The sequence below is a fragment of the Flavicella marina genome, from assembly GCF_009193215.1.
Classification (GTDB): Bacteria; Bacteroidota; Bacteroidia; order Flavobacteriales; family Flavobacteriaceae; genus Flavicella; species Flavicella marina.
In genome coordinates, this window is the sequence record NZ_VYVA01000001.1 from 36925 (window position 1) to 61940 (window position 25016).

The window sequence follows — 25016 nt, forward strand, 5'->3', positions numbered from 1 at the left end:
AGCCTATGTTTTTACGACCAATACTATCTTGTTTACTCTTATTGATTTTATTAAGTTGCAAAACAAAGCAACCATCAACAAATGTAACACATAATAAAAAACCACAGTTATTAGTTTTTTCTAAAACAAATAGTTTTAGACATACTTCTATACCAGATGGAATCGCAGCTTTCAAACAATTGGGTCTCGAGAATAATTGGGATATTAAATTCTCTGAAGATTCTTTGATATTCAACCAAAAAGAACTTTCAAAAACACAACTAGTTGTATTTCTAAATACCACAGGTGACATATTAGGAAATATACAAGAAACAGCTTTCGAAACTTACATCAACAATGGTGGTGCTTTTTTAGGAATTCATGCTGCAACTGACACTGAACACGATTGGGATTTTTACAAACATATGATCTGTGCACAATTTAAATCGCACCCAAAACAACAAACAGCAACCCTAGAAAAACAATCTTCTTGTAAGCATCCTGCTACTGCTCATTTAAATACATCTTTTCAGAAGTATGACGAATGGTATAACTTTAAAGAACCTGTAGCAAAACAAGCAGTTGTGCTTTTAGAACTTGATGAACAAAGCTACTCGGGAAAAAGAATGCACACACAGCATCCAATTGCCTGGTATCAGCACTACGAAGGTGGGAGAATTTTATACACCGGAATGGGGCACACGTCTGCTGCATATTCTGATCTAGATTTTCTTACTTTTTTAAAAGAAGGGATACATTGGTGCTTAGGAAATAAAGAAGTAACTATTCCAGAACAAGGACAAAGTTTATTAGACAAGGAATTATCTCTTTGGGATGTTTGGATGGGTGGAGTCCATAGTTCCGTTGACATAGATTTCGAAACATCAGACAATGTAAAAACGGGCAAACCTTTAGGCCTCAATAACGATCCGAAAAATGTTTTTGAAATAATTGAACAAGATGGTAGTCCGGTACTACATATTACAGGAGAGATTTTCGGAGGTTTGACAAGTAAAAATGAATACCAAAATTATCATTTCGAAACTGAGTTTAAATGGGGAGATAAAAAATGGGAACCTCGACTAAAAAGCAAACGAGATAGCGGCATACTATACCATGCTAAAGGCAAACATGGTACCTTTTGGAATGTTTGGATGTCTAGTTTAGAGTTTCAAGTTCAGGAAGGAGACTGTGGAGATTTTATTGCTTTAGGCGATGTATATGGCGATGTACCTGCTACGAGAAAAACTAGAGACAATGGAAGTGTCTATTTTACATACGACCCTTTAGGAGAAAACATCCCTTTAAAGTGGGGAAAAGGTTTTGAGTCAGGTCAAGCTAGCAAATCTACCCTGTATGAAAAAGCACATGGTGAATGGAATACATTGGAGATTTACACAATCAACAATGAAAGTATACATTTGGTAAATGGTCATGTTGTAAACAGAGTAAAAAATGCTCGTTATGATATTGCAAACAAAACCATACCTATTTCAAAAGGAAAAATTCAAATCCAATCGGAAGCTGCAGAAATATTCTATAAAAACATGCGCATCACTCCTATTCAAAAATTTCCATCTAAATATAAAAACCAGTAAACTAAAAAGAATTGATATATTCAGTAAGATTGTCGGTTCTTTCTAATCCGATTTTCTTTCGTAATCTATAACGAGAAGTATGAATACTTTCGACTGAAATTCCTAACAACGGTGCCATTTCTTTACTTGAGAAATTCAAACGAATCAATGCACATATTTTTAAATCTGCCGATTTTAGATTTGGGTGCTTTGCCTTTAAGTTTTCATAAAAACTTTGATTTATTGAAGTAAACCTAGCCTCAAATTCCTTCCAGTTACTTGTTGAATTTCCTTGAATGGTTTTTACCATTCTGCTTATCGTTTTCACATCAACCGAATCTTTCTGCTGTGACAATTTATTATTTAAGTTCGTCAAAAATTCTTCTTTTTCTATCAAACGTAAAGCCGAACTGGTGAGTTCTTTGTTTTTCATTTCTAAAATTTCTTCTTGACGTTTGATCTCAGCATCTTGACGCTCTTTGATCATTTGTTTTTCTGCACGGTGTTTTTGACGAAGGTTTCGAATAAAGAAAAAACTAAATATTGCCAACAATACAATAATCGCAATCAAAAACATATATTTCAAATACCAAATGTATTCTTCCTGCTCTAAAAATTTCAAACGCTGTTCGTTTTCTTGATCTTCTAATTTTTCTTTTGTAAGCCTATAATTATCCTTGATGTCAAATAATGGTAAATTCTTTTCGCTTTTAATTCCGAATACCTGATCATTCAAAGATTTTTCCTTTAACAGATACTCATAAGCTTTCTCATAAGAATTCGTAGAGGCATATAGTTCCTGAAGCGCTTTGTATGCCTTTATTCTATAATTCGAATGGCTAGAATATTTTTCTGATGTTTCAAGTGATTTCAAATAGAAAGCTTCTGCTTTTTTTGAGTTTTTAACAATTTTATGAATATCTCCCATCATGTAATAAATCAACACCAAATAAGAACCATCATTTTCATAAAAATATTCTTCAGCATCCTTCAATCGATCTAATCCTTCAGAAATATCACCTCTCATAGCTAACAAATAACCTGCTTCAGCTTCTAAATAATAATTCTTAGATTTCAACATGATATTATTCTTAGCCGCCATACTACTGTCTAGGTATTTTTGAGCCATTTCATATTCTCCTCTCACTCTGTAAAAACTAGTCAATGCAAAATAGTCACTCAACATATATACTTCAGTCAGAATAACTCTCTTTCTAAACATGCTTTTATTTAATGACAAGGATTTATTCAAGTACTTAATAGCCTCATCATCTCTTTCATAAAAACTATACAACCAACCAAGTCCTTTATAGATTCTTCCTACTCGCGTAGTTTCTTTTCCATCTTCTAACAAAAGTCCTCTCCAGAAGTTATCATAGGCCTGACTGTAATCTACATGATGGGAATGAATATCAGCAACCTCAATTAATCCCTCTACTGCACGGGCGGTATCTTTGACTTTCAAACTGAGCTCTATCGACTGATTATACAAATCAATAGACTTCTTTGAATCTATAAAAGTTAGTTTACGCGCTTTCAAAAACAAAGAGTCTTGCTTGCTAATATTTTGTGATTGTCCTAGCGTCGAACTAAATAAAAAAACGATAAATAATCTAGTATAAAATTTCATATGATGGTTGGTTCAGAGGTAATATAGACCAAATTGTAATTCTAATAAAACATGGTTTGAGTTTTACTATAGAAACGATGTCTATTTTCAAAGTAAAAAAATATAAATATTTCATCAATAAAAAAAATGTAAAAAAAACAAAACATCATAAAATTATTTACCCTCTTATAAACAAAGCGTCTAGAGAATTCATGTTGATATTTTGTCTATATAAATAGCTCAAAAAACAGAATTCAAAAATTCGTGTCAAGGATTTGTCTACTCGTAATTTTTCGTAAAAAACAGCATAACTAGTATCTTTAAATTAAAACAAAATTGACTGGTAAAAAGTCAAATTTCAGAACACTACACTAAAAAAAATGAATAAGAAAAATATCACAATACCGCTTATCGCAATAGGATTATCATTACATGCCTATTCTCAAAAAATTTCTTGGAAAAACAAGATTGAAGAGTTCCACATAGATGAGACTGTTGAGTTAGATCTGCAGTATGACACGCGGCCTTTAAGCTTCTTTTATATTGATGCGAAATTACTAGAAATAGACAAAGAGGGAAATGTGATCAATACCTATGACAACTCTAAACCTATTTTAAAACTAAATAAAGACTTATATTCTGGTAGCATTAATTTTCAGTACCAAATAAAAGCAAATACACCTATAAAACAAAAACTACCTGAAGGGCATTTTTATAAGTTAACTACTTTTATGATTTTGAACAATGACAGTGAGTTTGAATACAAAAGTGATGATGCTGTTGTGAAAATTCTATATTAATCTGATATCACATAAAACCTAACTACTCACGAATCAATACTATTTGAGCAAATGTAATTATAAAAAACTGCTATTCCCGTATAGTATTTCTACATTATTCTGACTCCCTCTGATCTTCATCACGATAGATATACAGCTTTATATCTTCTCTTTCTGATTAACGACATTTAATAATTGTACTATGTTATAAATCAATACTACTATAATTATTGGTTAGCCGCTATAAATGATAGTACCTTTTTTACACGTACGTAATCTATTTATTTCTATATACTAGACACATTCTATCTCATTTTTCATAGGTATTCTACCTATAATAATAGAAGCATATGCATAAGGTCTGATTAAACTATCTCTAAACTACAATATCTCATTAACATAAAAAGTCTGAGCAATAAAAACCGCTCAGACCACAATAAAAAACTGCCTGATTTTGTATTACTACAAAACCAGACAGCCTAACCAAAAACCAACTTTTCTATGGTCTTAAAGGTGCTTTGGACACACTTATATTATCCATATAAAATTTGAATTCATTCGGATTTCCAGCATTAGCCCCTCTTATCATAAATGATATTGATGCAGCGTTATCAAAGGTTGCATTTGTAGCGCTATACACCCATTCACCTGTTTGGAACTCAGGAGTGAATAAAGGATTAGACACAACTCCCCAATCAGTACCAGGATTCCAATAGAAACGCACATCTGGTTGAGTCGCCAATGCAGGTATAGATGCTTCATCCACATAAATCCACACTCCTATCTCGTAATTTACATTTGCTTCTACATCAAAACGTAAGAAATCTGAATTATCATCATTTTTATTTCCCATAATCATACCTCCATCAGCATCTATAGTGATATGGCCACTTGTTGAGCCATCTTGAGCTTGAGCATTAGATAAATTAAAAGTATATTTATCCCATGGTGCACCCCACCATAGATATAACCAATTATCATTCGTTCCATTTTCAAAACTATAATCGAAATCAGAATCAATTAAAATATTTTCTTTCTCATATACCAAAGCTCTATCCACAATACTTTCAACTTTTACAAAATCTGTAGATTGTAACTCTCCTTGTATATATGAAATGGTTACATTGTCATTGCTATACACACTTTCAGATGCAAGATTTAACAAAATGATATTTGCCTCATCCGGGTTTATAACAGCAGATTCTATTGTCGGATTGATAGTATTACCACCGTTTTGAATAACCACATTAAAATCATCTTTGTTTAAAGTATTCACATCAATCTCACGACTAAACTCTAAAGCAACTCCATTTTCTTGTTGGTATACTTTATCCAACAACACAGGTTCCGTAGAAGGAATAATCGACAAGAAGTCTTTTACATAAATCGTATCTCCACCGAACGGACGTTCTCTTCTTGCGATAAATTGCACATCATACACTCCTAATTTTTTGTATTTCACATCCACCTCTGTATTCTCTTCAAAAACAGCTGGATCTCCTCCTTCAAATTGCCAATTAAAAATTTGAGGCTCACCTTCCATTTGGTATGAATAGCGAATGGTACTACCAGCAGATACTTCATTTTTGATGTCATCTGCAACTGTCAACTCTCTTACTATATTACCATCAGCGTCTAATACATTTGCAACAATGTTTCCTGAAACAAAAGGTAAAACTTTTACTACAATTGTAGTATCTAACACACTCCCTTTCAACACCGTTCCATCATATGCATCTTTATAAAACTCTTGGTGTAACTTAACGTTATGCTCACCAACTACTTTAAACTGAGTTTTAACTTTTGACAAAGTAGAAACTGTATCATTTGGAGTGTCTAAAATATCTGCAACTCCATTTGGAAAAGTCCATTTTCTACTTACAACACCCGCTGACACGTCACCGAAAGATAATATTCCGTTTACATTTACCGTATTTTCAAAATCCATTTGCGAAGTCACAATCACTCTATGACTTGGCACTGTTAAATTTACATCTTCTTCATCTTTACACGCAGTAAAAACTACTGCAAAAGCAAGAAATAAACTATATATATATTTATAATTCATAATTTAAGTTTTATAGTTCTTCGTTAGTTTGAACTTCACCAGTAGGAATTGGGAAGTAATTATGTTGAGCTGGATCATAATTCTGCTCACTTAAAAAGAAATCTGGTCTGATTCTTTCTGCAATATACAACGGAGGTGTATCAAAAATTGTAGCCTTATTTGCTTCTCTCCATACTTCATCAGCTCTAAGTTCTGAATACACTTCAGCCACAATTCCCCAACGTACTAAATCTTTCCATCTATGTCCTTCGAAACACAACTCCAGTGGTCTTTCAACCCTTTGAATATGTTTTAATACCGTTGCTGCACTTGCAGAAACCAAAGGTTGTGAGCCATGTACTTGAATACTTACGTGTAATTGAGGGAATTGACCTGAATTTTCATCCATATATTGTTGTAATGTTTTGACCCCTGCACGAGCTCTTATCATATCTATGTATGTAATTGCAGTTGCAAAATCTCCAGAATCATTAAGAACCGCCTCTGCATACATCAATAGAACATCTGCATAACGAATATGTCTAAAGTTGATTCCAGAACGACTATTTCCATCTTCTGCCTCTAAATGATACCAATTCGTATGCTTTTTCAAGTAAGCACTCTGTCCGAATCCCCATCCTTTTGCTTCATCAGAATCACGACCATAATACTCATCTTCAAAATTTGAAGGAGCAATCGAAGCAGTCATTCTTCGAGAATGAATATTACCATCATTAATTGGGTTTGTAGGATCAACTTCATCATACACAAACATTTCATGTAAATAGTAAGAGGTTAAGACCGTATTATACCCTCCATAGTTCAACTGTCCAAGCCCACGTGCTAAAGCAGAAGCTTCTGCACCTGTTTCATTCGGGTTGTCATCAACAATAGACCCATTAACTCCAGGGTTCAACTCACTATTAAAAGTAACTTCTAAAATTGATTCTGAATTGTACTCATTTGTATGTGTAAAATTATCTGAAACATCTGCGACAAGACTATATATATTAGAATCTATAACAGCTTTGAATTGTGCTGCGGCATTGCTCCATTCTTCATTATACAAATAAACTTTCCCCAACAAACTCTGAGCAGTTCCTTTTGTTACGCGCCCTTTTCCTTCTGACCAAGACAATGGCAAGTTTTGCGCTGCAAACTCTAAATCTGGTTTGATTACCTGATTTGTAACTTCTTCCAAACTAGATAATGGTTTACTAAAATCTTCAGCAGATTTAGCAACTTCTGTATGTATTACAGCTTGTCCATATGAATGTACTAATTGAAAATAATAAAATGCTCTCAAACACTTAGCTTGGGCTTCTATTTGAGCTTTTGTTACAACATTGATATCTGCAGATTGGATATTTTCAATAACCTGATTCGCTCTAAAAATCCCAATATACAATTCATTCCATCTGTCAACTACATAATAAGTATTGTCATTATATGTTAAGTTTCTAAATGCAGCCGGTCTATACCAAGATTCGGTACCTCCCAAATCACCTAATACCATTTCATGCTGTACCAACGCTCCACTTACACTTTCAAATTGTAGCGCTCCATAAACCGTTGTTAACGCGCTATTGAATTGTCCTTCTGTTTCCCAAAAAGTATCTGTTGTAATTGCATTCGGGTTCACTTGTGTTAAAAAATCACCTTCATCACAACCACTTAATGCTAAGACACTTAAAGAAAGTACTATATATTTTTTTATAATTTTCATCATCTTTAAATTTTTCAAGAATTAAAATCCTAATTGAACACCAAGCATGAATCTTCTTGATACAGGATAATTTCCTCTATCAACTCCTCTAGTAAAGATTCCATCTCCTCCAACTTCAGGATCATATCCTTTGTAATTTGTAACTGTCAATGGATTTAAAGAGGTCACATAAACTCTTAATTTATCGATCCCTGCTCTTTCTTTCATTTTAGGTACAGTGTACCCAATTGTCGCATTTCTTAATCTGAAATATGTACCATCTTCTAAGAACAAATCTGATCGAGCTCTTACGTTATTATGGTACGCATTTTGTCTCGCTGTAGCAATATCTGAATCAGCATTCTGAGGAGACCACATATGATAAATGTCTGTGTGACGTGCATTTGCATATGCAAACATTTTCGCTCCATTATAGATTTTCGCACCATGTGAGTAATAAGATTGTACGGTTAAGTCAAATCCTTTGTATGCCAAATTAAAAGTCAAACCTGCTTCAAATTTTGCTTGTCCTGATCCAGAATACACGCGATCATTATCATCAATTTGATTGTTTCCATCTATATCTTTGTACATCATATCTCCTAACTGAGCACTTCCGTCAATTGCTTTATATGCATCAAGCTGTTCTTGAGTTTTGATAATACCATCATGTTGCACCAAGAAAAAAGCTCCAGCTTCATACCCTTCTGCCAAGAAAGTTGTATAATCTACATTAGTCCCCATGGATGTAACCGGTCTACCATTACCATACCCTCTAGAAACTCCATCAAGGTTTGTAACCTCATTTTTGTTTTGAGTAAAAGTTCCGATGATTCCATATTTCAAACCATAACTCGTTTCGTCGTTGTAGTTAACAGCCAATTCGATTCCTTTATTATACATATTACCAGCATTCACTGTAACTACATCATATACCCCACTTGCTCTCGGATGGTAAGTCCCTGTAGATGGTGAAATACGTTTTTCCAACAACATATCTTCTTTGTCATTATAGTAGTAATCAGCAGTAATATTTAATTTGTTATTAAACAATCCTAAATCAACTCCAATATTCCTAGAGATTGTGGTTTCCCATTTCAAGTTACTATCAACATATCTACGTTGAACAGTACCATATTCAATTTCTTCAGAAGCACCAAACGGATAATTTATTCCTGCTTCAATAATAGGTGTTGTTGAATACGGTTTGACCGTTTGGTTACCAACACCTGCATAACTTGCTCTTAACTTCAAACTGTTGACTACATTAGATTTGAAAAATTCTTCGTTATGAATATTCCATCCTGCAGAAACTCCAGGAAATGTCCCATAGCGGTTTTCTTCTGAGAAATTTGAAGAACCATCTCTTCTAATACTTGCAGAGAATAAATATTTACCATCGTAGTTATACAATACTCTAAAAAGTTTCCCCGATAAAGTTGTGGTTCTATCCAGACTGTTCGGTTTGATACCTTCACTAGATGAAGTAAATGTTCTCAAATCATTACTCGTTGTTTCACTAAAAATTGCACCAACTCCAAGTTCTCTATATTTATATTCTTCATAAGATATCACACCTAAGAATTGCAAATTGTTTTTACCAAAACTTGTCTTATAATTGAAAATATTCTCAATAGTCTGTCTATTCGACCAAATATAATCTTCTTCTAATTTTGCGTTCAACCTTGATGCACCTGCATTTAACTCTCCATCATTGCTATATGCTAAATATTGAGGCTGATAGAAGGTTCTTCTATTCTCCCAAGAGTTCGATCCTAAATTGATTTTATAGGTAAATCCTTTAAACAATTCGTATTCAGCATTAAATGCAAAATTCAAAGATTTAGAAACTCGTTTATCAGAATTACCTAGTTGACTAGACAAATAACTGTATTGAATTTCATTATCTGGCGGCAAAACAACTCCATTATCTCCATTGGACTCTAATGAATTCAAAGGAGCTCTCCAGGGTCTTTGAACAATTGCCTGTTCGTATAAGGCCCATGGTTCTTGTGTTCTATTTTCTGTCGTAAACCCAACAGTAGTAAACACCTTTAATTTTCCTTTTTTAAATTCTCCTGTCAACCTATTTGCCAACCTATCAAATCCTGAATTTATAAGCACTCCTTCTTGTTTGAAATAGTTTGTGTTTAAATTTAAAGTTAGGTTTTTTGTACCCCCTGAAATCTGTAAATTATAATTACTAATCTCAGCATTATTATTTTGTACATCTCCAACAAAATCTGTATCATAATCCAAAGCATTTGGAGTAATTATGAATGTTGTCGGAGTTCTACCCAATGCTGCCAAAGTAACATCTTCAATATACATCTGTTGATCTGTATTCATCAAAGGAGTACCTGAAGTAATATTTTGTATACCCGTATAAGTATTGAAGTTAATTTTCATTTTTCCTTCTTCACCTCGTTTGGTAGTAATCAAGATAACCCCATTAGAACCTCTTGTCCCATAAATTGCAGAAGAAGCACCATCCTTTAAAATATCAATTGATTGAATCTGATCAGGAGAAATATTTGGATTCCCTTCATAAGGAACTCCATCTACTACATATAATGGGCCTAATCCATCTGCATTCAACGATCCTAATCCACGGATCTGAACATTTGCAGCATCACCCGGACGTCCACTTGTTTGTTGTACATTCACACCAGCAACCTGTCCTTGCAATGCAACACCTATATCTGCTACAGGGGCAACATCAATTACATCAGAAGAAATTTTCACCACAGCACCTGTTACTTCTTTTTTCTTCTGAGTACCATACCCAATAACAACAACTTCTTCCAAAGCAGAAACTTCTGGCGTTAAAATTACCTCGTAGCTAGCTGAGTTCGATACGACAAGTTCACTTGTTTTATAACCAACATAGGTATATACAATAATATCATCTGGACTAGCACTTATTTCGTACACCCCATCAAAGTCGGTTACAGTACCATTACTCGTACCTTTAATAAGTACACTTACACCAGGAAGAGGACCATCAGCATCTGAGACCTTTCCTTTAATTGCGCTTTTTTGTGCTTGGATAAACCCAACATTCAATAGCAACAAGGCTATGAGAAAATGTTTTTGCTTCCAATTTGCACGTAAATTGAATTTCATATTTTTTCGATTAAAGTTTAGTTCCACAAATATGATTATTATCGAAAGTCGATTTTCAGAACTTTACTAGACTTAAACCCTACGATATGGTTTTAATAGGTCAAAATCAATATGTTGTTCATAGACAAAAACTATACTCAAAAGTCAAGAACACAAAATAAAACACTGAAAAACAACTAGTTGAGTTTTTTTTATTTAAAAAAAATATAGATGTTAAATAAAAAATTACTCAAAATGGCTATCAACTTATAAAATCACCTAAGAAATAGCCTCCTCTAATTTATATGGTTTATTCAAATTTTCATATAAAATTGAAAGCTATTTTTGATTTCACCTCGACACAAAACAGCATGTTTTTAGAAAATATTATTAAAAACCCCTTGTAATTACTAGTAATACACAATCCAATGTCTAGTTTAATTCGATATAAAAAACAGCGATTTGCAACAAATCTTTAATTGATGTAAAGTTTTAATCAAGTGAAGAATCTCAAAAACAAAAAACACTCTAAATACATTTGAAGAACTAAACTTTTAAATATATTATCATGAAAAAAATTACATTATTCAGTTTATTACTAGTAAGCACATTTTCTTTTGCGCAAACCGTTACTTGGAACAATAAAGACACCAACGTTAGCCCAGGTGAAGTAATCGGATTGAACATCACCTATGATGCTGGTTCTGGAAACACGATCAACTATATGCACATAGTTCTAACTGAAATGACTGCTGGATGGGGGAATGTTCAAAACTACAATGCAACTCAAGTTTTTGCAAATTTAGGTGACCCTAAAAATGATTCTGGTACAATTGATGTAAATTTCACAGTTGACCCAACTGCGCCAGAAACAACTGCACTGACAGCAGGAAACTTCTATTTATTAAGAATCTATATCGAAGTTACTAAACCTGACACATCGAAAGGATATGCAAATGGTAATACAGTAGTAACTCTTGAAAACGCAACAGCATCGATTAATAACATTGATGGTTCATCACCTATTAGTATCTACCCAAACCCAGTAAGCGACATTTTATACATTGATTCTGATGTAACTATTGACACTTATAACGTGTACTCTGTTTCTGGTCAATCAGTAAAATCTCAAAAAGCTACAGGAAGTATCGATGTTTCAGATTTACAAAATGGTTTATATATTTTAAACACTGGAAACAGATCAACAAAATTCATCAAACAATAACTATTTAATACTTACACCAACAAATAATATTTGTTGGTGTTTCTTTCAAAAATGAAAAAACTAGCTCTAATCATATTACTAATAATCGGTTTTTCTTGTGCAAAGGAAGAATCAAATTTAAACAGTCCTCCTGTGTCACCGACAAAGGTAAGTCCTGTAAACAATTTGTCTTGTACAGAATTGACATTGGATTTAACATGGAACACAACATCAGACCCTGATGGTAACGCGCTCTCCTATATTGTTGAACTAAGTAATGATGCTGGTTTTACAGAAAAATTATTGAGTGAAACTACAAATAACACAAACTACAGGATAAATCTAGAAAAAGACAATACATATTACTGGAGAGTGTTAGCAAAAGATATTCACGGTGCAACAAGTACAGACGAAGACATCTGGTCTTTTAATACTGAAAACACTCAAATTAGCAACCATTTACCATACCAACCATCAAATCCGGTTCCCGCTAACAATAGCTCTATCAACACTGGTGCAGTAAAAATGGAATGGACTTGTACAGATATTGATAACGACCCCTTACTCTTTGATATATATCTAGGAGAAACAAACAACAACTTAACCCTTATTAGTGAAAATAACGAGAACTTTTTTTACAATACAACCCTTTCCAGTGGTAAAACTTATTATTGGAGAGTAGATGCCAAAGATAACTCTGGAGGTATTACAGAAGGTGTTGTTTGGGAGATACAGGTTCAATAAGTTAAACTTTAAGAAATGAAAAAATTATTCTATTTATATATAGTACTTTGTACCACTGCCCTATCTGCACAGGTAGACGTTGATATTAACTTTAACGTAAAGCATACCGTTGGTAATATTGATACTTTTGATCGAAGCAAATTTATTACCATCCATGCTAATCAAACTGAAACAGAATGGGATGGCGATAATTTCACAAATGACCTAAGAAACGATTTCCTAAATGGGCTAGATGTGTACCTTGGAAGAGATACCGGAGGAATTACATGGAACTTAAACAATATGGAAGAAGATCCAACAAGAGCGGGATATGCTGACCCAGCTAAGATAACGACTAAAGGTACGAACAGCAGAAACAGTTTCGCTTCAAAAACAAATCTTCACCCCTATGAAAATAGAAAAAACCACGTAGTAGGTGCACAACTTCATCCTTTTTGGACAGGAGAGAGTCAACGTGAAACTAAATTAGGATGGAAACTAGCTAACCCAACTGCTGTTGGAGAATACATGGGTAGGTATTTCAATGCTTTCCATGGTGGAAATGGTCAAAAGCAACCAGAATGGGTTGAAGTAATAAATGAACCTGCATACGAAGCTTTAGGTGGTAAAACAGATTATACAAATTCTTTACAAGAAATTGCAGAATTTCATGTTGAAGTAGCAGATGCCATTCGTGAACAAAATTCAAATTTAAAAATTGGTGGTTACACCGTTGCTTTTCCTGATTTTGAAACAGGAAATTTCCAAAGATGGACAAACAGAGATAAGTTATTTATTGATGTTGCAGGTGAGAAAATGGATTTCTGGGCCTGGCATTTATATGATTTCCCAGCATTTGGAGGTAAAGTTGATCTTCGTTCAGGTAGCAATCTAGAAGCGACTTTTGACATGAATGATCAATACAGCATGATGACATTAGGCACAAAAAAACCTTATGTAATTTCAGAATACGGAGCGCAAACACATGATTACAATAATGAAGGATGGAGTGCTTATCGTGATTGGTTATTCTTAAAAGCTCAAAATTCTATGATGTTATCATTTATGGAAAGACCCGATGACATCGCTATCGCTATACCTTTTACAATCGTGAAGGCTGAATGGGGATTCAATCATGATAAAAATATTCCATATGGAGCTAGATTGATGCGAAAAACCAACGAACCTTCAAGCTATACGGGACAATGGATTTACACTGACCGTGTAAAGTTCTACCAACTTTGGAAAGACGTTAAAGGTACTAGAATTGATACAAAAGCTACTGATTTAGATATTCAAGTAGATGCCTATGTTGACGACAATAAAGCCTACTTAATTCTAAATAATTTGGAGTTTGAAGCAAAAGATATAGCATTACACTTGTTCGACGAAAACAATACTTCAATTACATCTGTTAAAATACAGCATTTAACACTAGACAATCAAACACCTGTGATTCAAGAATCAACACAAACGTCAGCTCCCGCCAATGTAGTTTTAGGTGCCGAGTCAACCATGATTATTGAATATACTTTTAACAACAATATTGTAATTGACGAAAGCAACAGTGAAAAAAAATATTTTGCAACCAGTTATTTAAAACCAATTTCAGCAAATACAGCGATTGATTTTGAAATAAACGGAATTACAAAAAATACATATGGAGAAGCTGTTTTAAGAGTTGGTGTTGGTAGAGATCATGGTCAAAATCTGCATCCAACAATTTTTGTTAACAATACAGAAATCGAAGTACCTACAGATTACCGAGGATACAACCAAGCAGACAAAGCAAGATTTTTCGGTGTATTAGAAATACCTGTACCCTATGCTTTATTGGAAGAAAACAACACCGTGCAAATTTCGTTTCCAGATACAGGAGGTCATGTAAGTTCAGTTACAATGCAAGTATTTAATTTTTCTGCAAATATTAGAGAACGAAATCCAAATGACTTCAATGCGGATAATTACCAAATAAAAACATTGGGTATTAGCTGTGTAGAAGAAAACAATGGAGTAATCGAAATAAACACCCAAAGTCCTAATAATTATTCTGCAGAAATTAAGGGTACTACCTATGAAAGCACAAAAAGCTTTTCTCAAAGCATACTTTTTGAAGACCTTGCTGCTGACACTTATAGTATTAAAATTACAATACCTGAACATCCAGACTATGAAGCGAATTTTAAAGTAACTATTGACGAGCCACAACTGTTAAAAGTGGCAACAAAACTGAATAACAAAAAAAATCAGATTACCTTAGACCTATCAGGTTCTGAAGAATATCAAATATCAATCAACAATCAAATAACAACAACTTCAGAATCAAAAATATCTTTTGAACTTACTGAAAATATCAACCAGATTGAGGTGAAAACAGATAAAGAATGCCAAGGAAACTTTAGTGAACTAGTCACGATTCAAAATCTATTTCGCATCTACCCTATTCCTGCAAAAGAAAGCATTTCTCTAGCATCTCCAACATCGTTTTCTGGAGCAACTGCATATATTTACAATAGCAACGGAAAATTAAACATCACTCACAAAGTTCAGAAAACTGAAGAACAAATTGACATTCATACATTGTCACCAGGGGTATATTTTATAAAAATATACAAATCAAATCAAGAATTAGGGTACAGCAAATTTATCGTGATATAACCTAAGTAACGCGAAAATCAAATAGTTTCTAGTAATCTGACAGTCTTTGTTCAGATTTTGTCTAGTATATAATCCTACAGATATCATCAATAATGTAGAATTTAGCTATTACCAAATCAAACCATATTTGCTTGCAAAAATTGCCTAAGAACTAAACTTTAAACTCATGAAAAAATTATTATGCATCATAGCGTCTGCAATTATGATGTTTGGCTGTTCGACTAAAAAAGAAGCATCAAACCATAGAGAACAAGATTTCAATTTTGATTGGAGTTTCCATCTTTCGCAAACTAAGTTGAATTTAAATGATTTAAACAACAAAACATTCAAAAATGTGCAGTTGCCACATGATTGGGTGGTTGAGGCTGAATTTGATAAATCCCTCGGTGACGATGCAATGGGTACCGGATATCTACCTTCAAAAGGATATGGGTACTATCAAAAAAAGTTCAACCTAGAGTATGATCAAAACAAAAAGACCTTTGTTCTTTTCGATGGAGTATATAACAATGCTGAAGTATATATCAACGGACATAGACTAGGTTTTCACCCATATGGATACTCTCCTTTCTTCTATGATATTTCAGATTATCTAAACGAAAACGGTAAAAACAATCATCTGATTGTTTCAATTGACCATAGTAGATTTGCAGATAGTAGATGGTACACTGGTGCTGGTATATACAGAAATGTATCACTAATTACAACCGACAAACTTCACATACCTATTTGGGGAACATTCATTACAACACCAAAAGTATCTAAAGAGTTGGCAACGATCTCTGTTGAAACGAAAATTCATAATGATTACGATACTTCTAAATCAATTCAATTAGCAACCATTATCTATGATGCAAACGACGAACAAATTGGCTCATCAAAAAAGGATATCGTTGTAAACAATGGAGAATCTAGAACCTCAAAATCGGAAATCAATATAAACAATCCTGCTCTATGGTCAACAGACACTCCTCACTTGTATACTGCAGTGACTGTTATTAAAAGTAACGAGAAGGTAATTGACAAAAGTACTTCTACATTTGGAATACGATCGATAAAATTTGATACGAACACAGGTTTTTATTTGAACGATAAAAACATGAAGATTAAGGGGGTTTGCATTCATCATGATGGAGGAATGGTAGGTGCTGCAGTTCCTAAAGGAGTTTTGAAAAGAAGATTGAAAATTTTGAAAGATGGTGGTGTAAACGCTTTAAGGATATCTCACAACCCCGCATCAAATGAGTTACTCGACCTTGCGGATGAAATGGGATTTTTAGTTCAAGATGAGTTCTTCGATGAATGGGATAATCCCAAAGACAAACGTTACAATCAAAACGAATCAAAAAGCACAGATTACATAACTAGAGGTAATGCAGAACATTTTCAAGAGTGGGCAAAAAAAGATCTTCAATCAGTTGTCTTAAGCCACAGAAACCACCCTTCTATTTTTCAATGGAGTATTGGTAATGAAATTGAATGGACCTACCCGAGAAATGAAGAAGCAACTGGGTTTTTCAATAATATGAACTGGAATGGAAATTATTTTTGGTCAGAACCACCTCATACAACAGCACAAATCAAAAGCAAATTAGAAACACTTCCTAAAGGTAAATACGACATCGGTAAAACAGCTCAAAAACTATCTAAATGGACCAAAGAACTAGATACAACAAGGCCTGTAACAGCAAATTGTATTTTACCTTCTGCAAGTCATTTGTCTGGTTTTGCAGACGCTTTAGATATTGTAGGTTATAGTTACAGAAGAGTTCTTTATGATTATGGCCATAAAAACTATCCAGAAAAGCCAATCATGGGTACAGAAAACCTAGCTCAATACCATGAGTGGAAAGCGGTATTAGAAAGACCTCACATCGCAGGTATCTTCTTATGGACCGGGTTTGATTACATGGGAGAAATACGCGAACCTTGGCCAGTTAGAGTACAACCATCTGGTCTTTTGAATACAGCAGGTTTCAAAAAAGGCTCTTACCACATGATGAAATCTTTATGGACAGAAGAACCACATATATTTATTGCTACTCAAAACATAGAAAAATCATTAAATAAAATTGATGCAGAGGGAGCTATTGTTGCCAAAAACCCAAACAAATGGAAAAAAGCTTTATGGCAATGGCATGATATTAACGAACACTGGAATTACAAAACAAATGAATTAATTGCAGTAGAAATCTATAGCAACTGTGATGCCATCGAACTTTTTTTAAACGAAAAGTCATTAGGTAAAAAAGAACTCATTGACTTTGAAGACCATATATATAAATGGGGCGTTCCTTTTCAAAACGGTACCTTGAAAGCAATTGGATACAAAAACGGCAAACAAACAAGTACACAGTTGATTACTGCAAGAAAATCAACTCATATTGAATTGAATATTGATAAGAGCACTATCAATGCAAACAATTATGATGTTGCTCATATAGTTTTGCTGTTGACAGACACTTCTGGAAATCCTGTAAAGACAGATGATCGTGAAATTCATTTTGAAATTGACGGAGCAGTAAAATTACTCGGTGTTGATAATGGATGGAAAAAAAGCATCCAAAAATTTCAATCGAATACGAATACGACACACCAAGGTAGAACACTGCTTATCGTTCAAGCTAAAGATATTCCTGATGAGATCACAATTACGGCTTCAGGAGAAGGATTGAACTCTGAAAAAATTCATTTAAAAACGAAATAGGTAATTCCATTCTTTCATACCTAGATAATAATAGTATTTTTACCTTTGTAATAAATATTCGACGAAAATATACGCATGGAAAAATCTGAATCAAAATCAACCTATAATGTTCCAAACCTCGAAAGAGGTTTGCTAATTATCGAGTTATTAGCAGAACACACACAAGGGTTGACTCTTTCAGAAATCATTGAAAAGTTAAACATCTCAAAAACGAGTGCTTTTAGAATTACAAGTACACTTATTTTTAAGAATTACCTTCAGAAAAACGAATCCACAAAGAAAATTACACTTTCCAGAAAAATACTGACGCTAGGTATTTCTTCAATAAACGAACAAAGTATTGTTGAAATGTCTATCGATGTGATGCGTGCATTGCGTGACGATCTAAAGGAATCAGTGATGTTAGGCGTGTTATTGGGTACCAAGGGAACCATTCTAGAACAAGTATCCTCTTCATATCCCGTAAAATTATTTGTAGAACAAGGAACACAATTTAACTTACACAGCTCAGTTGGTGGTAAAAGCATTTTAGCAAATCTTCCCGAAGATGAAACCAACAACATTCTAAAAGGAAAAACTTTAGCAAAATACACCGACAATACAATTACTTCTATTAAAGAATTCAAAGAGCATTTAAAAAAAGTAAAACAAATTGGCTACGCAATAGATAACGGTGAAGACATTCAAGGTATCCATTGTATTGGTGCACCGATTTTCAACGAACAAGGAACCCCTGTTGCTGCTATCTGGATTACAGCTCCGCATGGTAGATTACCACACAGTGAATTTGACATTAAAGGGAAAACTATAGCAAACTACGCTATGCAAATCTCCACAAAGTTAGGGTATTTAGGAAAATAATTTTTCACTCCCTTTCATTGCTCCTCATCAACAAGTGATAAAAAAGTCTATATCTAGACACCACGAAACACGTCTAAAAACTAGACAAAAATTAAACATACCAATGTTTCATATATAAATTCAGTTTCTTATTCGAATAAGCCAGTTACATTTTATATATTTGTTTCATATTAGAAACTAGTTTTTTATTTGAAACAAATTATACAGAAATGATTGCAACAGAATACAAAGGAAACAAAACCTTTTCAGTAGTAGAAAAAAAGGTTGAAACTCCAAAACAAGGAGAAGTTAGAATCAAGGTAGCATATTCAGGAGTTTGTGGTACAGATGTACACATTTACCATGGAATGATGGATGGTCGTGTTGATATGCCTCAGACAATTGGACACGAAATGTCAGGAACTATTGATGCTGTTGGAGAAGGTGTATCTGATTATACTATTGGAGACAAAGTGGTAGTTCGTCCGTTAGATGATACCAAAGCAAAACCCTCAGACAAAGGATTCAATCATATATGTGAAGAGTTAAACTTTATTGGAATCGACAGTCCAGGGTCAATGCAACAGTATTGGAATGTACCAGCTTTCACACTACACAAATTAAAAGAAAATACAGATCTAAAATTAGCAGCTCTGATTGAACCATTATCAGTTGCAACTCATGACGTTCGTTTGAGTGGTTTGGTGGCTGGAGAAACTGCTTTTGTATTAGGTGGTGGACCTATTGGACTTCTAGTAGCCATGGTTGCTAAAGAAGTAGGTGCTCAGGTAATTATCTCAGAAGTAAACCCAACTCGTATCGCAAAAGCTAAAGAATTAGGTTTTGACGCAGTGAGTCCTTTAGAAGTTGATTTAGTTGAATATGTTCACGGAAAAACCGATGGTCGTAAAGCCGATGTGGTTTTTGAAGTTGCAGGTGTTCAACCCGCTTTGGATGTTATGACTGAAGTAGCAGGAATTAGAGGACGCATCGTAATGGTTGCCATTCACGGGGTGAAAAAAGAAATCGATTTGTTTAAATTTTTCTGGAAAGAATTAAAGTTAATTGGAGCTCGTGTGTATGAAAGAGAAGATTACGAAAAATCGATCGCATTAATCACAGCAAATGAGTTGCCATTTGAAGAAATGATTACTGATGTTCAGCCTTTATCAAACATCCAACAAGTTTTTGAAAATATAGATAAAAACCCTGATGGTTTAAAGGTACTAATGGATTGTCAACTATAACAAAGAAGTAAAACTTTATAAAAATAAACAATGAGTATATTAAATAAATTCAATTTAGAAGGAAAAACAGCTTTAGTAACAGGTTGTAAACGTGGAATCGGAAAAGCTATGGCTATTGGTTTGGCTGAAGCTGGAGCAAATATCATTGGAGTATCTGCTTCATTGGAACTAGAAGGAAGTCAAGTAGAAAAAGATGTAAAAACTTTAGGAAAAAACTTCCAAGCATACCAATGTGACTTTTCTGATAGAAAATCTTTGTACAAATTTATCGCTGAAGTGAAGGCTGATCATCCACAAATTGACATTTTGGTAAACAATGCAGGTACAATTTTAAGAGCGCCTGCAGCAGAACATCCAGATGAAATGTGGGACAAAGTAATTGAGGTAAACCAAAATGCTCAATTTATTTTGACTAGAGAAATTGGAAAAGAAATGGTAGCTCGTGGTGAAGGTAAAATTATTTTCACGGCCTCATTATTGACATTCCAAGGAGGAATTACAGTACCCGGGTACGCTGCTTCAAAAGGAGCTATTGGTCAAATGACGATGGCTTTTGCCAACGAGTGGGCAGGTAAAGGTGTAAATGTAAATGCAATCGCACCAGGTTATATTTCTACAGACAACACAGAAGCTTTAAGAAATGACCCTGTGAGATCTGAGTCTATTTTATCAAGAATTCCAGCAGGAAGATGGGGAAATGCTGAAGATTTCGCAGGACCAACCGTTTTCTTAGCATCAGAAGCTGCAGCATATATGAATGGAACTACCATGCTAGTAGATGGTGGATGGATGGGGAGATAATTCAAAAATATTCAATGAGACTATTTTTAATCAAGATAAACACAATCATACAATCGCTTTGCTTACTAGCGGTTGTATGTGGTGTTTGTCACCAAATTTCCGCGCAACAAAAACCGAATATCATATTCATACTTTCGGATGATGCAGGATATGCTGATTTTGGTTTTCAAGGAAGTAAAGATTTTAAAACTCCTAACCTAGATGCATTAGCAAAAAGCGGAGTTAGGTTTACACAAGCGTATGTATCTGCGGCGGTATGTGGACCTTCTAGAGCTGGAATATTAACCGGACGATACCAACAAAAATTTGGATTTGAAGAAAACAATGTCCCTGGATACATGAGTCATTCTGGACTCACAGGAGATGAAATGGGATTGCCAACAGATGAAATTACTGTCGCAGATTATCTTAAAGAATTAGGCTATACTACAGCTATTTTCGGAAAATGGCATATGGGTAATGCGGATCGATACCATCCAACAAAAAGAGGTTTTGACTCCTTTTATGGTTTTAGAGGTGGTGCAAGAAGTTACTATGAGGTTGACAAAGACAGTCCAAGATTTGAAGCTGACAAGCAACTTGAAACTGGCTTTGCCAATTATCAAGAAAGTGAACTTTATTTAACGGATGCTTTAGCTAACGAAACTTCTGTATTTATTGAAAAAAATAAAAACAACCCATTTTTTGTTTACCTCTCCTTTAATGCTGTTCACACGCCAATGGAGGCACGAAAAGAAGATTTAAAAAAAGTTCCGAAACACCTGACTGTAAAAAGAAGAACCCTTGCCGCTATGACAATTGGATTAGATAGAGCTTGTGGTGTTGTTTTGGATAAAATTAAAAAATTAGGACTGGGAAAAAACACACTAATAGTTTTTGCTAATGACAATGGGGGACCTACGGACTCCAATAAATCTTGTAACGACCCATTAAGCGGAACCAAAGCGAATCATCTTGAGGGAGGTATAAGAATTCCATTTCTAATGTCGTGGAAAGGCAAACTTGAAAAAAAACAAGTCTATACAAAACCTATAAGCACCTTAGATCTTTTACCAACATTTGTATCAATTGCAGGTGGAACAATTGAAGACAAACCACATCTAGATGGAGTTAACCTTATCCCCTATTTAGAGGAAAATAATTCAAAGACACCTCATGAAACTTTGTATTGGAAAAAAGAATCTAGAGCAGCGATAAGACACAATGAATATAAACTGATTAGATTCCCTGATCGTCCCGCTGAATTATACAACATTGAACAAGACATTTCAGAAATAAATGATTTGGCTTCTGAAAACCCAGAAAAGGTTAAAGAATTATATAAAAAATTATTTGAATGGGAATTGACTTTGGAAAGACCTCTTTGGCAATTAAAGAGACTTTACGAGGGAAAAGCCGCCATTCGAATGGACAACAATAGAAAAGAAAAATTAAAAAAATAATATACTATTATGGCAGAAATTAAAGATTACCAATTATTTATAAATGGTGAATGGAGAACATCTACTTCAGGTGAAACAATTGATATTGTAAGTCCATCAACCGAAGAAGTAGTAGCACGTGTGCAAAATGGAACAGCAGAAGAAGCTATCGAAGCTTTAGAAGCTGCCGATAAAGCACAAAAAGAATGGAAAAAACTACCTGCTAGAGAAAGAGCAGATTTACTGTACAAATTAGCTGACGAAATTGATGCTAATAACGAATCTCTTGCACAACTTTTAGTAAAAGAACAAGGAAAGTTATTGAAAGTAGCGCGTTTCGAAGTCCAAGTAACAGCTTCTTTTATCAGATATGCATGTGAAGGCGCAAGAAGAATTGAAGGAGATATCATTCCTTCGGATAATCCTAATGAGCAAATTTGGATCCAAAAAGTACCAAGAGGTGTTGTAGTTGCAATTACTGCTTGGAATTTCCCACTTGCCTTAGCTGGTAGAAAATTAGGGCCCGCGTTGGTAGCTGGTAACACTATTGTTATCAAACCAACATCTGAAACTCCTCTAGCAACATTGGAATTGGGAGATTTGGCTAATAAAGTAGGTATTCCTGCAGGAGTAATCAACATCTTAACTGGTCCAGGACGTGCAATGGGTAACGCGCTTGTTGAAAGCCCATTATGTAAAATGGTAACAATGACTGGATCTACTCCAGTAGGTCAGCAAATTGCAAGAAATGCCGCTGACAACCTTACACATGTTCAATTAGAACTTGGAGGAAAAGCTCCTTTTATAGTTTTTGAAGATGCTGATATTGACGCAGCAGTAGAATCTGCACTGCATTCTAGATTTGACAACTGTGGACAAGTTTGTACTTGTAACGAAAGAATGTATGTTCATGAGAATATTTATGATACTTTCATGGAGAAATTCTTAGCAAAAGTTGCAGAAATAAAAGTTGGTGATCCGATGCTAGAAGAAACAGACATGGGACCAAAAGTGAATGGAAATGAATTAAAGCACATGGAGCACTTAGTAGAAGTAAGTGTTAAAGAAGGTGCTACTATTGCTGCGGGAGGAAAACGACCAGAAGGTGCTGAATTCGAAAAAGGATTTTGGTTTGAACCTACTGTTTTAACCGGAGTTACTCAAGATATGACTATTGTACATGAAGAATCTTTCGGACCTATACTACCTGTTTTAAAATTTAATTCTTTTGAACAAGTGATTGAATTCGCAAACGATTGTGAATACGGTTTAGCTGCCATGGTATTCACGAACGATATGAATACAATTATGAAATGTAATGATGAGCTTGAATATGGGGAAATCTATGTAAATAGAGGTCATGGTGAGCAGCATCAAGGTTTCCATAATGGTTATAAACTTTCAGGATCTGGAGGTGAAGATGGTAAATATGGTTTTGAACAATATTTAGAGAAAAAGACATTTTACATCAGACACAAAGCTTAATCCTATTCTTAAAAAAATATTATTATGAGTACAAAAATATCAAAGGTAGACGTAAAACTATTTACCGTTCCATTACCTGAAGTAATGGCTGATGCAAAACATGGTGATCACTATCATTTTGAATTGATCACTACTACAATTACTTTGGAAGATGGTAGCGAAGGAACTGGATATACCTATACAGGTGGAAAAGGAGGTTTTGCAATAAAAGCCATGATTGAGCATGATTTCTCAAAGGTTTTAATCGGAAAAGATGGTGCTGACATTGATGGTTTATATGATTTCATGGAATGGCATGTTCACTATGTAGGACGTGGAGGTATCGCTTCTTTTGCGATTTCTACTATTGACATCGCCTTATGGGATATCAAATGTAAAAAAGCAGGTCAACCTCTATGGAAAATGGCAGGCGGAGCTGGAAATACTTGTAAAGCATATTGTGGAGGAATTGACTTGATGTTCCCTATTGAAAAGCTTTTGAAAAACATGGAAGGGTATTTAGCCAAAGGGTTCAATGCTGTAAAAATCAAAATAGGTAGAGAAAACCTACAAGAAGATTTAGACAGAATCAAAGCGGTAAGAGAATATATTGGGCCAGATTTTACTTTCATGGTGGATGCCAACTACTCTATGACAGTAGAAAAAGCCATCAAGGCGATTGAAGGATTCAAACAATATAACATTACCTGGTTTGAAGAGCCAATCATTCCTGATAACTACAAAGGTTTTGGAGAAATTGTTGATGCCACAGGATTCCCTTTAGCCATGGGAGAAAACCTACATACGATTCACGAATTTGAATATGCTTTTGATCAAGCAAAACTTTCATTTGCTCAACCAGACGCTTCCAATTGTGGAGGAATTACAGGATGGTTAGCAGCCGCTAGATTGGCAGACAAGCACGGAATTCCAGCCTGTTCACATGGTATGCAAGAACTTCATGTAAGTTTGGTTTCCGCACAACCAAATTCAGGTTGGCTAGAAGTACATAGTTTTCCTATTGACGAATACACAACCAGACCATTAGTTGTAGAAAACTATAGAGCTGTAGCACCAGACTATCCGGGTGTAGGAGTTATTTTTGATTGGGAGAAACTAGCTCCTTTCGAAGAAAAATAAATTACTAAAC

General features: G+C 34.4%; 16 protein-coding genes. 12 read left to right on the forward strand and 4 right to left on the reverse strand.

Annotated features, from left to right (window positions below; all coding sequences use genetic code 11):
- Nucleotides 1-41 precede the first annotated feature (41 nt).
- Complete coding sequence (locus tag F6P99_RS13445) at nucleotides 42-1577, forward strand: ThuA domain-containing protein (protein ID WP_226912975.1); 1536 nt, start codon at nucleotides 42-44, stop codon at nucleotides 1575-1577.
- A gap of 1 nt (nucleotide 1578) precedes the next feature.
- Here F6P99_RS13445 and F6P99_RS00135 read toward each other — a convergent pair whose 3' ends face one another.
- Nucleotides 1579-3186 (reverse strand): hypothetical protein, encoded by a 1608-nt coding sequence (locus tag F6P99_RS00135; protein WP_152285417.1) that lies wholly within the window; start codon nucleotides 3184-3186, stop codon nucleotides 1579-1581.
- A gap of 359 nt (nucleotides 3187-3545) precedes the next feature.
- On the opposite strand from F6P99_RS00135, the gene F6P99_RS00140 reads away from it, so the two are divergent.
- Nucleotides 3546-3965 (forward strand): hypothetical protein, encoded by a 420-nt coding sequence (locus tag F6P99_RS00140; RefSeq protein WP_152285418.1) that lies wholly within the window; start codon nucleotides 3546-3548, stop codon nucleotides 3963-3965.
- Nucleotides 3966-4443: 478 nt separating this feature from the next.
- On the opposite strand, the gene F6P99_RS00145 is transcribed toward F6P99_RS00140, so the two are convergent.
- From F6P99_RS00145 to F6P99_RS00155, 3 genes are read right to left on the reverse strand one after another with little or no spacing between them, the layout of a single operon-like run.
- The gene (locus tag F6P99_RS00145) at nucleotides 4444-6012 is read right to left on the reverse strand and encodes a hypothetical protein (protein ID WP_152285419.1); all 1569 of its coding nucleotides are present in this window, start codon (nucleotides 6010-6012) and stop codon (nucleotides 4444-4446) included.
- A 10-nt stretch (nucleotides 6013-6022) separates the two neighbouring features.
- A complete protein-coding gene (locus tag F6P99_RS00150) occupies nucleotides 6023-7720 on the reverse strand; it encodes a RagB/SusD family nutrient uptake outer membrane protein (protein ID WP_226912976.1) in 1698 nt (565 codons plus the stop codon).
- Nucleotides 7721-7738: 18 nt separating this feature from the next.
- Nucleotides 7739-10822 (reverse strand): SusC/RagA family TonB-linked outer membrane protein, encoded by a 3084-nt coding sequence (locus F6P99_RS00155; RefSeq protein WP_152285420.1) that lies wholly within the window; start codon nucleotides 10820-10822, stop codon nucleotides 7739-7741.
- A gap of 547 nt (nucleotides 10823-11369) precedes the next feature.
- Here F6P99_RS00155 and F6P99_RS00160 point away from each other — a divergent pair.
- The 10 genes from F6P99_RS00160 (at nucleotide 11370) to F6P99_RS00205 (ending at nucleotide 25006) form a co-directional block, all read left to right on the forward strand.
- On the forward strand, nucleotides 11370-12026 hold the full coding sequence (locus F6P99_RS00160) for a T9SS type A sorting domain-containing protein (RefSeq protein WP_152285421.1): 657 nt from the start codon (nucleotides 11370-11372) through the stop codon (nucleotides 12024-12026).
- 51 nt (nucleotides 12027-12077) lie between these two features.
- Complete coding sequence (locus tag F6P99_RS00165) at nucleotides 12078-12749, forward strand: fibronectin type III domain-containing protein (RefSeq protein ID WP_152285422.1); 672 nt, start codon at nucleotides 12078-12080, stop codon at nucleotides 12747-12749.
- A gap of 15 nt (nucleotides 12750-12764) precedes the next feature.
- A complete protein-coding gene (locus tag F6P99_RS00170) occupies nucleotides 12765-15386 on the forward strand; it encodes a T9SS type A sorting domain-containing protein (protein ID WP_152285423.1) in 2622 nt (873 codons plus the stop codon).
- 166 nt (nucleotides 15387-15552) lie between these two features.
- Nucleotides 15553-18093 carry a glycoside hydrolase family 2 TIM barrel-domain containing protein gene (locus F6P99_RS00175; RefSeq protein WP_152285424.1) on the forward strand — a complete coding sequence of 847 codons (2541 nt, stop codon included), beginning with the start codon at nucleotides 15553-15555 and terminating at the stop codon, nucleotides 18091-18093.
- Between the two features lie 75 nt (nucleotides 18094-18168).
- On the forward strand, nucleotides 18169-18954 hold the full coding sequence (locus F6P99_RS00180) for an IclR family transcriptional regulator (RefSeq protein ID WP_152285425.1): 786 nt from the start codon (nucleotides 18169-18171) through the stop codon (nucleotides 18952-18954).
- 209 nt (nucleotides 18955-19163) lie between these two features.
- Nucleotides 19164-20180, forward strand: coding sequence for a zinc-dependent alcohol dehydrogenase (locus F6P99_RS00185; protein WP_152285426.1), 1017 nt, complete (start codon nucleotides 19164-19166; stop codon nucleotides 20178-20180).
- Between the two features lie 36 nt (nucleotides 20181-20216).
- Nucleotides 20217-20981 (forward strand): SDR family NAD(P)-dependent oxidoreductase, encoded by a 765-nt coding sequence (locus F6P99_RS00190; RefSeq protein WP_193315993.1) that lies wholly within the window; start codon nucleotides 20217-20219, stop codon nucleotides 20979-20981.
- 14 nt (nucleotides 20982-20995) lie between these two features.
- Complete coding sequence (locus F6P99_RS00195) at nucleotides 20996-22423, forward strand: sulfatase (RefSeq protein ID WP_152285428.1); 1428 nt, start codon at nucleotides 20996-20998, stop codon at nucleotides 22421-22423.
- A 9-nt stretch (nucleotides 22424-22432) separates the two neighbouring features.
- Nucleotides 22433-23887 carry an aldehyde dehydrogenase gene (gene aldA, locus F6P99_RS00200; RefSeq protein ID WP_152285429.1) on the forward strand — a complete coding sequence of 485 codons (1455 nt, stop codon included), beginning with the start codon at nucleotides 22433-22435 and terminating at the stop codon, nucleotides 23885-23887.
- Between the two features lie 24 nt (nucleotides 23888-23911).
- Nucleotides 23912-25006, forward strand: coding sequence for a mandelate racemase/muconate lactonizing enzyme family protein (locus F6P99_RS00205; RefSeq protein ID WP_152285430.1), 1095 nt, complete (start codon nucleotides 23912-23914; stop codon nucleotides 25004-25006).
- Nucleotides 25007-25016 lie beyond the last annotated feature (10 nt).

Bases quoted from the DNA above. Each gene is read 5' to 3' on its own strand.
- F6P99_RS00135 (WP_152285417.1), bottom strand. From the start codon at position 3,186: ATGAAATTTTATACTAGATTATTTATCGTTTTTTTATTTAGTTCGACG.
- F6P99_RS00140 (WP_152285418.1), top strand. From the start codon at position 3,546: ATGAATAAGAAAAATATCACAATACCGCTTATCGCAATAGGATTATCA.
- F6P99_RS00145 (WP_152285419.1), bottom strand. From the start codon at position 6,012: ATGAATTATAAATATATATATAGTTTATTTCTTGCTTTTGCAGTAGTT.
- F6P99_RS00150 (WP_226912976.1), bottom strand. From the start codon at position 7,720: ATGATGAAAATTATAAAAAAATATATAGTACTTTCTTTAAGTGTCTTA.
- F6P99_RS00155 (WP_152285420.1), bottom strand. From the start codon at position 10,822: ATGAAATTCAATTTACGTGCAAATTGGAAGCAAAAACATTTTCTCATA.
- F6P99_RS00160 (WP_152285421.1), top strand. From the start codon at position 11,370: ATGAAAAAAATTACATTATTCAGTTTATTACTAGTAAGCACATTTTCT.
- F6P99_RS00165 (WP_152285422.1), top strand. From the start codon at position 12,078: ATGAAAAAACTAGCTCTAATCATATTACTAATAATCGGTTTTTCTTGT.
- F6P99_RS00170 (WP_152285423.1), top strand. From the start codon at position 12,765: ATGAAAAAATTATTCTATTTATATATAGTACTTTGTACCACTGCCCTA.
- F6P99_RS00175 (WP_152285424.1), top strand. From the start codon at position 15,553: ATGAAAAAATTATTATGCATCATAGCGTCTGCAATTATGATGTTTGGC.
- F6P99_RS00180 (WP_152285425.1), top strand. From the start codon at position 18,169: ATGGAAAAATCTGAATCAAAATCAACCTATAATGTTCCAAACCTCGAA.
- F6P99_RS00185 (WP_152285426.1), top strand. From the start codon at position 19,164: ATGATTGCAACAGAATACAAAGGAAACAAAACCTTTTCAGTAGTAGAA.
- F6P99_RS00195 (WP_152285428.1), top strand. From the start codon at position 20,996: ATGAGACTATTTTTAATCAAGATAAACACAATCATACAATCGCTTTGC.
- aldA (WP_152285429.1), top strand. From the start codon at position 22,433: ATGGCAGAAATTAAAGATTACCAATTATTTATAAATGGTGAATGGAGA.
- F6P99_RS00205 (WP_152285430.1), top strand. From the start codon at position 23,912: ATGAGTACAAAAATATCAAAGGTAGACGTAAAACTATTTACCGTTCCA.